We start from the raw sequence: 14,631 nt of genomic DNA, 5'->3' as shown, positions 1-14,631 counted from the left end.
CGGCGCGGGCTTATCCACAAGGAATTGGCATAACTGTGGATTATTGCTGAAGACACAGCTCCAACCACGCGGCACCCAGATCCTTCTTGCGCACATCGCGCATCTTTTGCTCATAAACCCAGGGGGTAATCAGCGGAATCGCCGCATTATAGTTCTCGGGCCAGGTCGGTGAACTGTCCGCAATCGCCTGTGCGACGTCGCGCTCTTTTACCCTGTCCAACCGGGCCTTCTGGATCGCGGCCACCACATCGGCCTGATATTTACAGCTTTGCTCGGCGCTGTCCTGAGCCAGTGAAGGGGTGGCAAGCAAGGCCGCGACGATGGCGATACGCAACATGGGGTTCTCCCGGATTCGTTTCTTTCGGCGCAGCTTACCTGCCTGGATCTCGGGCTGCCATAATCCTTTTTGCCACCTGCCACCGCTGAACAACTTGAGAGCGGGGCAGCCCGCCTGCCCCACCTGTTGACGTCAGAGCCCTTTGGCGCGGTAGCTTTTCGCCACGCGGTCAATGGCCACGATATAGGCCGCTGTGCGCAGGTCCTCTACATCGTCGCGGCTGTGCCAGACCTCGCGCATCGACTGGTAAGCAATGCGCATGGTGTCATCCAGACCGGACCGAACCAACTCCAACTCGTCAGCCCCTTTCAGGTACTGCGTCTTAAAGTCAGGCGACATCGTCCAGGCATCACCCAGATAGCGGTCCAGCCTTTCCAATTCGCTCACGATCAACTCATGCCGCGCTTCTTCCTGTCGCCGCTGCATCCGGCCAAAGCGGATATGACTGAGGTTCTTGACCCATTCGAAGTAAGAAACGGTCACACCACCTGCGTTGGCATACATATCCGGGATAATCACTGTGCCTTTCTTGCGCAGGATTTCATCCGCACCTGCCGTCACCGGCCCGTTTGCGGCTTCTATGATCAAGGGCGCTTTGATCCGCTCGGCATTGGACAGGTTGATGACACCTTCCAAGGCCGCCGGAATCAGGATGTCACATTCCGCTTCCAGCACGCTTCCACCTTCGGCCGAGTGGGTCGCATCGGGGTAATCCTTGACCCCGCCATGTTTGACGATCCACTGCCGGACCGCTTCAACGTCGATGCCGTCGGGATTATACAGCGCACCGTCCCATTCGATGATGCCAACGATGATAGAGCCATCCTGTTCGCTGAGGAACTTGGCCGCGTGGTACCCCACATTACCCAATCCCTGCACCACCACGCGCTTGCCGTCCAGCTTGCCAGACAGGCCAGCTTTCTGCACGTCTTCCGGGTGACGGAAAAACTCGCGCAGCGCGTATTGGATGCCGCGTCCCGTCGCCTCAACCCGTCCGGCAATGCCGCCCGCGTTCAGAGGCTTACCAGTGACACAAGCGCGCGCGTTGATGTCCGTGGTGTTCATCCGCGCATATTGGTCAGCCATCCATGCCATTTCACGCTCACCCGTTCCCATATCGGGGGCCGGAACGTTCTGAGACGGGTTGATCAGGTCACGCTTGGCCAGTTCATAGGCAAAGCGCCGGGTGATCTGCTCCATCTCATGTTCTTCGTATTTTCTGGGATCGATGCACAACCCGCCTTTAGACCCGCCAAACGGCGTTTCAACCAACGCGCATTTATAAGTCATCAGCGCAGCCAGAGCTTCGACTTCGTCCTGGTTCACTGCCAGAGCATAACGGATACCGCCTTTGACGGGTTCCATATGTTCAGAATGCACGGAACGATATCCGGTGAATGTATGGATTTCCCCCCTGAGCCGCACACCAAATCGAACGGTGTAGGTCGCGTTGCAAACCCGGATCTTTTGCTCCAGCCCCGGCGGCAGGTCCATCAGGGACGCCGCCCTATTGAACATCAAGTCAACACTCTCACGAAAGCTGGGTTCTTTGATGCCGGTCATACAATCCTCCGTATCGGTACCAGACGTAACGTCATGACTTTTTGTCGCACCAGTTGCGTCAGGCTGCAATCAAACATTGCACTTTTTTTCATCATTTCCTTAACAAATGCGTCACCGTCAGCGGATGAGTCGGGTTACCGGCTCAATCCTTAACGAATTGTTTTCATTTCATTGACAGATCGGTCTGGACGGCAGGTTTTATAGCCGATTTGCGCGTAAAAAGGCCAAAACCAAGCCTTTTTCGCCCAATTCACGCCATGTTTGAAAATTAAATTTATACCAAATCTCTTTTTATGTCGCACGGATTCTATGTGCGGTGCGGAGTCATCAAATGATTAAACACTCGCTTAAGAACGACGGCTCAATGCCGAAATGCAAGGCTTCCCAAATGCGCGCGTTCGCTGAAAGGGAAGACGGCACTTTTACGATCTTCACACTACTCATCCTGATCCTGATGCTTGCGATCACCGGCATGTCCATGGACATCATGACCCATGAACGTGACCGTGCCAACGTGCAATCCACCCTGGACCGTGCCGTTCTGGCTGCCGCAGATCTGGACCAGAAGCTTCCTCCGCAACAGGTTGTGGAAGACTACATGCAAAAGGCCGGTCTGGGCCATCTTGAAAAGACGATTACTGTTGTCGAAGGATTCGGCTCTAGAACGGTATCCGCGACGGCAGAGGCGGTCGTGCCGACGCGCTTCCTGCGGTTCGGTACAGTGACAGAGCTGGGGATTGTCGCGGCAAGTACCGCCGAAGAGTCGATCGGTTCGGTCGAGATTTCGCTGGTTCTGGACATGTCCGGGTCAATGACAAGATCGTCTGCCACTCCGGGAAAATCGAAGATCGAAGTTCTGCGAGGCGCAGCCAAGGAATTTGTCACGCTGATGCTCGAGGAATCGGGCGAGACCAAGATTTCAATGTCAATTGTGCCCTACGCGACGCAAGTAAATGCTGGGCAGGACATTTTGGGCAAGTTCAGCAATGTGACGTCGGAACACGATTATTCCCACTGTGTGAACTTCACATCGGGGCAGTTTAGTTCTGCCACGCTTGACCCGTCAGTCTTTTATCAACGCACTGCTCATTTCGACCCATGGCGCTACACCAGTGCGACAGTGAACGGTCGCACAACCGATGGTGAACCTCCTGCCTATTTTGTTTGTCCAGTGCGCAGTGGTAGTGAGATTACACCTGTCTCCGACAACGTTGAATATCTCCACAATCGCATCGACGCCCTTACGGCGAGCGGAAACACGTCTATTGATGTGGGCATGAAATGGGGCGTCGGCATGTTGGATCCGACCTTCCAACCGGTGATCGGCGATCTCGCGAATGAGGGTAAGGTACCGACAAAATTCGCCAACCGCCCAGAATCCTTTGACTCGGATGTTCTGAAAGTCGTGATCGTCATGACCGACGGGCAAAACACTACGCAGTACATGTTGGATTCGTCTGCCCGCAGCGGGACGACCGCAGTCTGGTTCAATCCGGAGTTCGAACGCGCTGACGGAAGTAAGGGTGAGTATAGCATCCGCTATCGTCGTGACCCGGATCGGTGGGTTTGGATGCAACATACCGAAGAAAACGGCGGAGCCTATGTTACAGCAGAGCACCCGTTCGGGAATCCTCCGAACGAGAACGCATCGAATGAAGAAGTCGGTACTGCCGTTCGTCTTTCGTATCCAGAACTGTTCAACCGGGCCTCACTGTGGTGGAACGCCAAGAACAACTTCTACTGGCAGTCAAACCATGAAAACAACTGGTATTGGAATCTTCGGAAATCGGTTGGCTCGTCCACAAAAAACACGCGCACAGCCAGCATTTGCGGCGCAGCCAAAGACAAGGGTGTCATCATCTACGGTATCGCTTTCGAGGCCCCTACCACTGGCTTGAACACCATCAAGTCCTGCGCCAGCTCGGATAGCCATGTTTACAACGTAAGCGGGCTGAACCTGGAAAAGGCGTTTGCGTCGATTGCGTCCTCTATTCGCAAACTGAGGCTGACCCAATGATCCGCAAGACCAAGTCAAAGCTTAGCTGCTTTAAGCGATCAGAAACCGGAAACGCGACGATCGAATTTGTTATGATCGTCCCCTTCTTCCTGGCGTTTTTGGGGATTGGGGCGGAAATGAACGTCATCACCACGCAACACGGCGCTTTGGAACAAGGCGTTGACAGGGTGGTGCGGGACATTCGCCTGAACACCGGTACACAATGGGATCATAACGTCATCAAAAACCGGATCTGCGATATTTCCGGCATCCAGAACTGCGAGGCGAACTTGCGCCTGGAAATGATCAGGCAGAATGCGTTTGTAGGAATTAATCTTCCTGAAAAACCTGACTGCACCGATAGTACCGAAGAGGTTAATCCGCTGCATGAGTTCAAGTTCGACAGCGGCGGGTCGAACGAGTTGATGATCCTCCGCGCGTGCCTGCGCATCGATCCGGTGTTCAAGACTTCGGTTATTGCGCGTGAAGTCCCCGACGAATCCGGTCATTACTCTCTGACTGCGACGACGGCATTCGTACAGGAGCCCCGGTAAAGCCATGTCTGTCATGCGAAACGTGAAAAAACGCGTCCAAGCCTTCAAGGAAGATGAAAGCGGCATTCTGACAGTAGAAGCCCTGATGATCTTCCCTCTTCTGCTTTGGACGGTCACATTCTCTTTCACCGCATTTGAAGGGTTTCGGCAGAGCGCCTCCAATCAAAAGGCGGCTTATACCGTCAGCGACCTGATTTCGAGAGAGTCGCAAGAAGTGACCGACATCTATATCGACTCGCTTCAAGAGTTGATGGGACGGATGATCAACAACCGATCCGAAGTGGATGTACGAATCTCGCTGTTGCGGTACGAAGCAGCTGAAGACCGACACGATGTGCGTTGGTCAACCACGCGCGGTTACAGTTGGGTCTGGGACGACACCAATGTCGACGAACTCAAAGATCGCCTGCCGCCAATGCCTGACCAGGACACGATTATTTTGGTGGAAACGTCGAACGAATACATTCCGATGTTCAAACCAGGTTGGGACTTTGCAACCGGAATTACATTTGAAAACTTCATCTTCACAAGCCCCCGCTTTGCCGGCAAGGTTGCATGTGACTTAGAGAAGCCCCCGGTCATCTGTAAGAAGGAAGACTAAGGCCTCTGACATGAACTTGGCTTCGGCGGCAGCTGTCATGCCGCCCACGCCAACCCTGCGCCCCAGTCGCCACCACAGACCCGGCGCCCATTTGTTTGACGATTTGTGACGCATCCGAACCAGAAATCCGTTTGACGGTTTGAATGCGAACACGCCGCGATCAACAGTTTCGATGTCTTCGACTTTCGCAATGATCTGACCTGATCCCGTGCGCAATTCAGAACGGGTCAACTCGATACGGTCTTGTGTCGCGTGCCAAACACGATACGCCAGCCACAGCGATGCCCCACCTACAGCTAACAGGAACGCTTGCCACACCGGCTCAGGCGGGGACGCCAGAGCAACATACGTTACCAGTGCCCCAACCGTCGTCAGCATCCCTACCCCGGCCCAGCGTCTGGGCGAGGATGCCTCAATCGTTGCCAGCACTTCTTCCTGCATGGAAATCTCCTGTTTCGATCCTCTGGATAGCTGCTTTGCGCAGGAAACAACAGGGGTTTGGTTGATCTGCAAATTCGCACAGGTTCGGTTTTTCCGCGCGAATTGACTGCACAAGCGCAGAGTTTACATGCTGCTCAAACAAAACGGAGGTTCTCATGTCTCTCAGACCTACACTAGAAACGCGCAGAGCCGTTCCAACGATGGAAGGGGCCGGTGTGAAACTGCATCGTGCATTCGGGTTTCAGGACCCGTCCGAGTTGGACCCTTTCCTGTTGTTCGACGATTTTCGGAATGAACGGCCGCAGGACTATCAGGCCGGGTTTCCCTGGCATCCGCATCGTGGGATCGAAACGATCACTTATGTGCTGGCCGGATCAGTTGAGCATTCCGATTCATTGGGCAATACCGGCACATTGGGCGCTGGCGATGTGCAGTGGATGACGGCGGGATCAGGTATCCTGCATCAGGAAATGCCCCACGGAAACACCTCGGGACAGATGCACGGATTCCAGCTGTGGGGCAACCTGCCCTCGGACCAGAAAATGACCGCTCCGCGCTATCAGGATGTTCAAAGCAAGGACATTCCCGAGGTCATCGATGACGACGGCACGACCGTGCGGGTTATTATCGGTGACTTCTGGGGCAAGACCGGGCCGGTGGATGGTATCGCAGCGGACCCGCAATACCTGGACATCTCGATCCCCGCAGGTGTGAAAAAGACGTTTCGGATCGACACCTATCGTCGCGCCTTTGCGTATGTGTTTCAGGGTCAGGCCGCTTTTGCAGATGCCTCGCAACCAACAGGTGTGCTGTTGGAGAAAGAGGTCGCGGGGCAAGAGGTCAACATTCGCGACATGTCGGGCGACAGAACCCTAGTCCGTTTTGGCACCGGAGATGAAATCACGGTTCAGGCGGGCCAAGAAGGCGTTCGGTTCTTGTTGATCTCTGGCGCCCCGATTGATGAGCCGGTCGCGTGGCACGGTCCAATTGTAATGAACACACGGGCCGAGCTGGAACAAGCCTTTCGGGAACTCAGAAACGGGACGTTCATTCGACCGGCGCACTAACTTAACGGCGGCCTGACCTTGTCAGGCCGTCACCGCTTTGTGCACCATGTTCCAATAGATTTGCTCGACCTCATCCAACGACAGTCGACCGCCGGATCGATACCATGTCATCACACCGTTCAGCATGGCAATCACAGCAAGCGTTGCAATCTTGGTGTCTGGTATTGCAAACTGCCCGGCCTTCTGTCCGGCGTGAAGGATGCTTTCCAACGCGTTTTCGTACTGTCTGCGAAGGTCTTCAATTTCGGCGAAGTTCTCAGGCGAGAGGTTTCGCAACTCCATGTAGGCAATGAAGACCTCATCAGGGCGTTGTAAATGGAACCGGATGTGAAATCCTACGAACCGGCGCAGCGCTTCCTGCGCATCCTTGCCACTCTGCAAATCACCAAATGCTGACAGCAGTTCTTGCATGTGTTCCCGCATCAAGCGGTACAGCAGGCTCTGCTTGTCTGGCGTGTAATTGTACAAGGCCCCGGCCTGTACGCCGACTTCTTTTGCAATCTGTCGCATTGAAACGGCAGCATAACCGTGACGTGCAAACAGGCTCAGCGCAGCCTTGCGAATGCGGGGGCCGGTAATGTCAGAGTGAGAGCCTTGAGTTCGTGCCATGCCTTCACAGTATCTGAACAATTGTTCAGATAGAACCCTGCTTGATCGAAGGCTCCAAAACGTGCATCACAAAGGGGCTCGAAAAACCAAAAGCGTGCCCAATGAAACTGCGGTCTTTACTTCCTCTTATTCTTCTTTGTGCCGGGTGCGCGGATTTTCCTGAGTTGGAAGGAAGCGAACCTGCATCAGTTAAAAAAGCCCCTTACCCGCGGCTTGTACCACTACAGGAAACACTTGGTGCGCCCATTGATCCAGTAAGCGAAGCTGCGGCGGTCGAAGAAGACCTGACGCAACGCAGCCAGGCTTTGGCACAAAAGGCAGAAGCTCTGCAAAACGCGCAAACCAACTAAAGCACGGCATTCCCCCCACAATCACCCGGTGACGGATTGCACCCTTGGCCCGAACCCGCTAAGGCAGCGCTGATCGGACAAGCATCCGAACACAGTTAGAATCCGGCGGAAAGGGACATACGACATGACACAGGCACTGCGGCTTGGAATTGCGGGCTTGGGAACAGTCGGCATCGGTGTCGTAAAGATTGTCCGCCGTCACGCAGACTTGCTAGCAGCCCGCACGGGCCGCCCGATTGAGATCGTGGCCGTATCAGCACGGGACCCCAAAAAAGATCGCGGTGTAAACCTGTCGAACTATGCCTGGGAAACCGATCCGGTCGGGCTGGCGAAACGCGACGATATCGACGTTTACGTCGAGTTGATGGGCGGTGAAAACGGCCCAGCCAAGGCCTCGGTCGAGGCTGCTTTGGCCAGTGGCAAGGATGTTGTCACTGCCAACAAAGCATTGCTGGCCATCCACGGTCAGGAGTTGGCAGAAAAGGCTGAGGCTGCGGGTCGTGTCATCCGGTTTGAAGCCGCAGTTGCCGGCGGTATCCCGGTGATCAAATCCCTCACCGAGGGTCTGGCCGGAAACGAGATCACCCGGGTGATGGGTGTGATGAACGGGACCTGCAACTACATCCTGACCCGAATGCAATCTCAGCGTCAGGGGTATAATGCCCTATTCGATGAGTGCGCCGAACTGGGCTATTTGGAAGCCGACCCCAATCTGGACGTGGGCGGCATCGACGCGGCGCATAAACTGGCGTTGCTAGCCTCGATCGCCTTTGGCACCAAGCCGAATTTCGACGGAATCGAGATTGAAGGTATTCAGCAGATCAGCCTGGACGATATCGATCAGGCCGAAGATATGGGCTTTCGCATCAAACTGCTGGGCGTGGCGCAGCGCACCGCACGCGGGCTTGAGCAACGTATGCAACCTTGCCTCGTACCCAGCGATTCACCGTTAGGTCAGTTGGAGGGCGGCACCAATATGGTGGTGATCGAAGGCGACTCGGTCGAACAGGTTGTTTTGCGCGGTCCTGGCGCGGGTGAGGGCCCGACAGCCAGTGCCGTGATGGGGGATGTGTGCGATCTGGCACGCGGTCTTCAGATCCCGACCTTCGGCCGCCCTGCCACATCTCTTGAGGCCGCCAAACCGGCGGTGACGGGTCTGCCTGCGCCATACTATTTGCGGCTGGGCCTGATGGACAAACCGGGTGCTCTGGCCAAGGTGGCCGCCATTCTGGGCGACGCTGGTGTTTCGATCGACCGGATGCGCCAGTATGCCCATGCCGAAAGCACGGCACCTGTGCTGATCGTCACCCACAAAACCACACGCGCCGCTCTGAACGTCGCGCTGGACGGTTTCCGCAATACGGATGTGGTCGCCGGTGAGCCTGTTGCGTTGCGAATTGAAGAGGTTTGATCTTGCGGCCTGCATGAAACGCAAGTTATGCCGGAAGAAACGGCTTTACTGACCAAGGGATACTGAACAATGAGTGCTGCCAAGACCGATTTCAACGACCGCCTGCTGTCTCTGGGGCTGGCAAGGGTGGCGGAACAGGCTGCACTGGCCTCGGCCTCGCTGGTGGGGCGCGGCGATGAGAAAGCCGCCGATCAGGCAGCCGTAAACGCCATGCGGGAACAGCTGAACCTGTTGGACATTGCCGGTGTTGTTGTGATCGGTGAAGGTGAACGCGACGAAGCGCCGATGCTGTATATCGGTGAAGAAGTCGGCACCGGAAACGGCCCCGGTGTGGACATCGCATTGGACCCGCTGGAAGGCACAACGCTGACCGCCAAGGACATGCCCAACGCGCTGACCGTGATCGCCATGGGTCCACGCGGTTCCATGCTGCATGCACCGGACGTGTACATGGACAAGCTGGCCGTTGGTCCGGGCCTGCCTGAAGGCGTCGTTAATCTGGACATGTCCCCGCGCGAACGTGTCGAAGCCTTGGCAAAGGCCAAGGACTGCAAACCGGCAGATATCACGGTTTGCATTCTGGAACGCCCCCGCCATGAAGCGATGATCGCAGAAGTACGCGAAACCGGTGCATCGATCCGACTTATTACCGATGGTGATGTGGCAGGTGTCATGCATTGTGCCGAAAGCGAAGTAACCGGCATTGACATGTACATGGGTCAAGGTGGTGCACCCGAGGGTGTTCTGGCCGCAGCGGCCTTGAAATGTATGGGTGGTCAGATCTTTGGTCGCCTGTTGTTCCGCAACGATGACGAACGTGGCCGCGCCGCCAAGGCTGGCATCACTGATCTGGATCGCGTTTATGCGCGGGATGAGATGGTGACCGCAGATGTGATCTTTGCCGCAACCGGTGTCACAGGCGGTTCGCTGCTGCCGCGTATCAAGCGAGAGCCGGGCTGGGTTGAAACCACCACGCTGTTGATGCGGTCGAAAACCGGGTCGGTGCGCCGCATGTCTTACCGCACGCCCACCTGGCCGCACGACAAGGCGTAACGGCTTGCGCCGTTGCCTTCGGCGAGAGTATTTTTGAAAAGATGAAAAGGCCGGGTCCGCAAGGGTCCGGCCTTGGCGCATAAGAGGCGAGAGATGAGTTTTCTTGGGGTAGAGCAATCATTGACAGGGCGGCGTTGGGTTGGCCCCAGCGCCGAGGCAGAGCGCGCCGCCGAGATGATGGCGCAACAGACCGACCTGCCACGCGCGGTGTGCCAGGTTCTGGCCAGACGCGGCGTGCCCGCGATTGAGGCACGCGGCTTTCTGGATCCCAAGCTCAAGGAATTGCTGCCCGACCCGCGTGCGATGAAGGACATGGAGATTGCAGCGGCACGCTTTTTGGATGCCGTTCGGCATCGCCAGAAGATTGCAGTGTTTGCGGATTATGACGTCGACGGCGGCAGCTCCGCCGCGCTGCTGCTGGTCTGGTTGCGCCAGATGGGTTTGCAGGCGACGCTGTATGTGCCGGACCGGATCGATGAAGGGTACGGCCCCAACGTGCCTGCCATGCAGGAACTGGCGGCCAGTCACGACCTGATCCTATGCGTCGATTGCGGAACACTCAGCCACGAGCCGATTGCGGCGGCCAAGGGTGCAGACGTGATCGTTTTGGATCATCACCTTGGAGGTGAGACGCTGCCAGATTGCGTCGCTGTCGTGAACCCCAACCGTCAGGACGAAAGCGGCGATCTGGGATACCTATGTGCGGCGGGCGTTGTGTTTCTGATGCTGGTCGAAGCCGGGCGTCGATTGCGCCAAGACGGCGTAAAGGGGCCGGATCTGATGTCGATGCTGGATCTGGTGGCGCTGGCCACTGTGGCTGACGTTGCACCTCTGATCGACGCCAATCGCGCTTTGGTTCGGCAGGGCTTGAAAGTCATGGCGCAGCGGCAGCGCCCCGGTCTTGTGGCCCTGTCCGATGTTTCGCGCATGGATACCGCGCCGAACAGCTATCATCTTGGATTTCTGCTGGGTCCCCGTGTGAATGCGGGCGGGCGGATCGGTCAGGCCGATCTGGGCGCGCGGTTGCTAAGCACAGAGTCCCTGCACGAAGCGCAAGCTTTGTCCGAGCGTCTGGATGCCTTGAATACCGAACGTCGGGACATTGAAAACGCAGTGCGCGCCGCTGCCATGGAACAGGCAGAAGACCGCGGCCTGGACGCGCCATTGGTGTGGGCGGCAGGCGAAGGCTGGCACCCCGGTGTGGTCGGGATCGTGGCCTCTCGCCTGAAGGAAACCGCCAACCGCCCGGCCATCGTGATTGGCTTTGATGGGGATGAAGGCAAAGGCTCGGGCCGGTCGGTTTCGGGTGTTGATCTGGGGGCTTCGATCCAGCGCCTTGCCGCCGAAGGGCTGTTGGTCAAAGGGGGCGGTCACAAGATGGCAGCGGGTCTTACCGTGATGCGCGACAAGCTTGAACCTGCGATGGAGCGCTTGAGCGAGTTGTTGGCCAAGCAAGGTGCCGGTCAGGGCGGCCCTGCCGATCTGAAACTGGACGGCGCGCTTATGCCCGGTGCTGCAACGGTTGATCTGATCGAACAGGTTGAACAGGCGGGGCCATTTGGGGCCAGCGCCCCTGCCCCACGCTATGCTTTGCCGGACCTGCAGGTGCGCTTTGCCAAACGAGTGGGGGAAACACATCTGAAGCTTTCACTGGTCGATGGAATGGGTGGTGGCCTGGACGCGATTGCCTTTGGTGCCTTTGACGGCCCAATGGGCGAGAAATTGTCAAATCACGGCGGCGCACGCTTTCATTTTGCGGGTCGGCTTGAGGTGAACACATGGGGTGGGCGACAATCCGTTCAACTTCGGCTGGAGGATGCGGCAGAGGCCAATTGACACTCTGCGTCAGAGGCCCAAAAAACTTTCACATCCCTGCATTTTTCCGCTTGCGGGGGTCACGGTGAAACCGTAAAAGGCCCTCCACAAGCCAGCGTGGCCCGTTCGTCTATCGGTTAGGACGCCAGGTTTTCAACCTGGAAAGAGGGGTTCGATTCCCCTACGGGCTGCCACTTGTGCTTGTGCCACTACCAAATGGCCCGTTCGTCTATCGGTTAGGACGCCAGGTTTTCAACCTGGAAAGAGGGGTTCGATTCCCCTACGGGCTGCCATTTCCTTCTCTACGCTCCGAACTTTTCGCGACACAGGTCTTCGATCTGAGTCCAGATCGATTTGTATTCTGGCGTGTTTTCCGCTGCATAATGGAAGTTCTTCATCAACCCTGTCAGCTGCGTGAACACCTGCCGCACTTCGGCTTTGTCCGAGAAAGCCGCCGAGGATTGCGTGACATCGTAGACAAGTTTGAACGTCATTTTCTGCCGCTCCAGTGGAACGGTCGCATCAACCTTGTCGAAAGCGTCTTGCTGCAAGTAAACCATGTCAACAAACAGCGCTTTTTGCTGCGTTACAAAGTCGTCGATTGTGACGCCCTCTTCCCCCGTGACCTGCATCATCTGGTCAACCTGTTCACCCTTTTCGATCAGCGCGATCAGGTCGCGCACTTTACCCGTCCAGCCCGGTTCGGCGTTCTTGTCGTACCAATCCGACAACTGGTCGGTGTACCGAGACCAACTGAGCATCGGATCAACCGCTGGATAAAAGCGTTTGTAGGCACGCTCGGACGATAGACCAAGGAAGCATTTGACCGTCGACAGGGTGGATTGCGTGACGGGCTCGTCAAAATTGCCGCCCGCAGGTGAAACCGTTCCGATCAGCGTCAGGCTGCCCAGATCACCGTCATTGGTTTTCAGGGCCCCTGCGCGTTCGTACAACCCTTTGATTGAGCTTTCCAGGTAGGCGGGGAACCCTTCCTCGCCGGGGATTTCCTCCAGCTTGCCCGAAGTTTCCCGCATGGCTTGCGCCCATCGGCTGGTGCTGTCGGCGATCAGCAACACGTCATAGCCCATCTGGCGGTAGTATTCGCCCAAAGTAATGCCGGTGAAAATAGATGCCTCGCGCGCTGCAACCGGCATGGATGAAGTGTTACAGATGATTATTGTCCGGTCCATCAGGCTGCCGCCCGTGGTTGGATCGGTCATCTTCGGGAACTCTTCGATGGTTTCCACCACCTCCCCTGCCCGTTCACCGCAGGCCACAACGATCACGATATCGACCTTTGCGTTCCGCGCGATTAGGTTCTGCAATACGGTCTTGCCTGCCCCGAACGGTCCGGGAATACATGCGGTTCCGCCGCGGGCAATCGGGAAGAAGGTGTCGATCAGACGTTGCGAAGTCAGAACAGGCTCGGTCGGATACAGGCGCTCGGACAAGGTGCGTTTCAGGATGTTTTCCGGCAATGGCCGCCGAACCGGCCATTTCTGTGACAGGGTCAGAGTATGCTCGCCCCCGTTCTCGTCTTCCAAGCGTGCAACAATGTCATGGATCGTGGCCGCGCCCTTTTGCACCCAGACCACCTTGTACGTGCCGGACCAATTGAACGGCAGCATGATCTTGTGGCTGAAGTGGCCTTCGGGCACTGTCCCGATACTGTCCCCTGCGGTTACGGTATCGCCAACCTTGACCGAGGGTGTAAAGGACCATTTCGCCAGCTCATCCAAGGGTGCCACATCTGCACCGCGCGGCAGGAAGGTACCAAATTCGGCGGCCACTTTGGGCAGAGGCGATTGCAACCCGTCAAACACCTGCCCCAGAAGTCCCGGCCCCAGCTCGACCGACAGCAACTGACCCGATTGCTCAACCGGATCGCCAACGGCCACACCGTCGGTGCTTTCATAGACCTGTACGTCTGCGGTATCGCCCCGCACACGCAGCACCTCGGCTTTCAAACGTTCCTGACGCCCTCCGGGACCGGGGCGCGATGGCAGGATGAACACCACTTCGTTTTTGACCAACTGGCCGGGCTGACCGGTCGCGTCTGGGTTGGCTTGTATTTGCACAAGCCCTTCCTGAACCGAGACGACCCGTGCGGTCGAGGTTTGCTTAGCTGAGGTTGGGGCTGTCATGCGCTTGCTCCCTCAAAATCAATATCGGCGACATCGGCCATGGCCTGCTGCGCCAGTTTTTCAAATCTCTTGGCCGCTTCGGTGGCGCTGCTTTGCGCCCAGCGGTCGAAAATGTTCCACATCAGAACGTAGATCGCGACCGCTTCGAAATCGAACATGTGGCGAGCTGCGTGTCGCTTGAGTTGCTTTTGGCTGATCGACAAAAGCAGACGTTCCAGCCCAAGTGGGTCTTCGTCTTCAAGCAATTGGTGCGCCTCTTTCAGCCACGGCATGGGGGTATCCAGCCCAAAAGTAGGATCAGTCCAGTGGGCTGGAATGTGGCGGCTCCATCGTCCGACGCCGAACGAGCCTGAAGGCGCTGGTTCTCCGCGTTTTCTCAGGCGCAGTGCAGCAACCACCGAGCGGAGTTCCATACGTTGCATGAGGAGTTTGCGCAGGGTTGGCTGTGAGATGTCCTTCAACGCCTGTTTACAGCGCTGGATCGCCTGAACCTCTGTGACATCCATGTCGTACGCGCTCCAGCTTAGCGTGTGTTCCAGCACATTCAGGACCTTGGCATCTTCTGCTGTCAGAGCCGTCAACCGACGCTCGAGCCTGATCCGCGAGAGCGGAGGCTGTTTGGCAACAAACAAGCGTTCCGATCCCGGAAGACTGCACATCAACGCAATATAGGCGTCCTGCTTTGACATC

Annotated in this window: 14 protein-coding genes and 2 tRNA genes; 10 read left to right on the top strand and 6 right to left on the bottom strand. The window is 56.8% G+C overall.

All coding sequences use genetic code 11. The features are described 5' to 3' along the window. Positions 1–40 precede the first annotated feature (40 nt). Together ACR0EV_RS02545 and ACR0EV_RS02540 are read right to left on the bottom strand one after the other, a co-directional pair. The gene (locus tag ACR0EV_RS02545; RefSeq protein ID WP_171089225.1) at positions 41–337 is read right to left on the bottom strand and encodes a hypothetical protein; all 297 of its coding nucleotides are present in this window, start codon (positions 335–337) and stop codon (positions 41–43) included. 132 nt (positions 338–469) lie between these two features. Beyond that, positions 470–1,900, bottom strand: coding sequence for a Glu/Leu/Phe/Val family dehydrogenase (locus ACR0EV_RS02540; protein WP_171089223.1), 1,431 nt, complete (start codon positions 1,898–1,900; stop codon positions 470–472). 388 nt (positions 1,901–2,288) lie between these two features. On the opposite strand from ACR0EV_RS02540, the gene ACR0EV_RS02535 reads away from it, so the two are divergent. Genes ACR0EV_RS02535 through ACR0EV_RS02525 form a run of 3 tightly spaced genes read left to right on the top strand, consistent with a single transcriptional unit; the run spans position 2,289 to position 5,051 of the window. After that, entirely contained in the window at positions 2,289–3,917 is a 1,629-nt protein-coding gene (locus tag ACR0EV_RS02535) for a pilus assembly protein TadG-related protein (protein WP_480798654.1), read from the top strand. Further along, a complete protein-coding gene (locus tag ACR0EV_RS02530; protein ID WP_480798653.1) occupies positions 3,914–4,450 on the top strand; it encodes a TadE/TadG family type IV pilus assembly protein in 537 nt (178 codons plus the stop codon). Before ACR0EV_RS02535 ends, ACR0EV_RS02530 begins: the two co-directional genes overlap by 4 nt. A 4-nt stretch (positions 4,451–4,454) precedes the next feature. Then, complete coding sequence (locus ACR0EV_RS02525; RefSeq protein WP_480798652.1) at positions 4,455–5,051, top strand: TadE/TadG family type IV pilus assembly protein; 597 nt, start codon at positions 4,455–4,457, stop codon at positions 5,049–5,051. On the opposite strand, the gene ACR0EV_RS02520 is transcribed toward ACR0EV_RS02525, so the two are convergent. Further along, positions 5,013–5,492 carry a hypothetical protein gene (locus ACR0EV_RS02520; RefSeq protein ID WP_480798651.1) on the bottom strand — a complete coding sequence of 160 codons (480 nt, stop codon included), beginning with the start codon at positions 5,490–5,492 and terminating at the stop codon, positions 5,013–5,015. The two genes, ACR0EV_RS02525 and ACR0EV_RS02520, sit on opposite strands and share 39 nt — an antisense overlap. A gap of 155 nt (positions 5,493–5,647) precedes the next feature. Between ACR0EV_RS02520 and ACR0EV_RS02515 the strand changes: the two genes are divergently transcribed. Further along, positions 5,648–6,559 carry a pirin family protein gene (locus tag ACR0EV_RS02515; protein ID WP_480798650.1) on the top strand — a complete coding sequence of 304 codons (912 nt, stop codon included), beginning with the start codon at positions 5,648–5,650 and terminating at the stop codon, positions 6,557–6,559. A 21-nt stretch (positions 6,560–6,580) separates the two neighbouring features. On the opposite strand, the gene ACR0EV_RS02510 is transcribed toward ACR0EV_RS02515, so the two are convergent. Continuing rightward, positions 6,581–7,168 carry a TetR/AcrR family transcriptional regulator gene (locus tag ACR0EV_RS02510; RefSeq protein ID WP_480798649.1) on the bottom strand — a complete coding sequence of 196 codons (588 nt, stop codon included), beginning with the start codon at positions 7,166–7,168 and terminating at the stop codon, positions 6,581–6,583. 164 nt (positions 7,169–7,332) lie between these two features. Here ACR0EV_RS02510 and ACR0EV_RS02505 point away from each other — a divergent pair, with 164 nt between their 5' ends. From ACR0EV_RS02505 to ACR0EV_RS02480, 6 genes are all read left to right on the top strand, one after another. Further along, positions 7,333–7,518 carry a hypothetical protein gene (locus ACR0EV_RS02505; protein ID WP_480798648.1) on the top strand — a complete coding sequence of 62 codons (186 nt, stop codon included), beginning with the start codon at positions 7,333–7,335 and terminating at the stop codon, positions 7,516–7,518. 124 nt (positions 7,519–7,642) lie between these two features. Then, positions 7,643–8,929 (top strand): homoserine dehydrogenase, encoded by a 1,287-nt coding sequence (locus tag ACR0EV_RS02500; protein ID WP_480798647.1) that lies wholly within the window; start codon positions 7,643–7,645, stop codon positions 8,927–8,929. Between the two features lie 69 nt (positions 8,930–8,998). Beyond that, on the top strand, positions 8,999–9,982 hold the full coding sequence (glpX, locus tag ACR0EV_RS02495) for a class II fructose-bisphosphatase (protein ID WP_171089207.1): 984 nt from the start codon (positions 8,999–9,001) through the stop codon (positions 9,980–9,982). A gap of 93 nt (positions 9,983–10,075) precedes the next feature. Then, on the top strand, positions 10,076–11,818 hold the full coding sequence (gene recJ / locus ACR0EV_RS02490) for a single-stranded-DNA-specific exonuclease RecJ (protein WP_480798646.1): 1,743 nt from the start codon (positions 10,076–10,078) through the stop codon (positions 11,816–11,818). Positions 11,819–11,916: 98 nt separating this feature from the next. After that, positions 11,917–11,991 (top strand) — tRNA-Glu (locus ACR0EV_RS02485). Between the two features lie 24 nt (positions 11,992–12,015). Next, a tRNA-Glu gene (locus tag ACR0EV_RS02480) sits at positions 12,016–12,090 on the top strand. A gap of 9 nt (positions 12,091–12,099) precedes the next feature. Here ACR0EV_RS02480 and ACR0EV_RS02475 read toward each other — a convergent pair. Together ACR0EV_RS02475 and ACR0EV_RS02470 are read right to left on the bottom strand one after the other, a co-directional pair. Next, the gene (locus ACR0EV_RS02475; protein ID WP_480798645.1) at positions 12,100–13,941 is read right to left on the bottom strand and encodes a V-type ATP synthase subunit A; all 1,842 of its coding nucleotides are present in this window, start codon (positions 13,939–13,941) and stop codon (positions 12,100–12,102) included. Continuing rightward, a complete protein-coding gene (locus ACR0EV_RS02470) occupies positions 13,938–14,630 on the bottom strand; it encodes a hypothetical protein (protein WP_480798644.1) in 693 nt (230 codons plus the stop codon). Before ACR0EV_RS02470 ends, ACR0EV_RS02475 begins: the two co-directional genes overlap by 4 nt. Position 14,631: the final 1 nt, after the last annotated feature.

Source organism: Ruegeria sp. CF8 (assembly GCF_056537285.1).
Note: the sequence above shows the minus strand (reverse complement) of the source record. Positions and strands in the feature narration are given on the sequence as shown.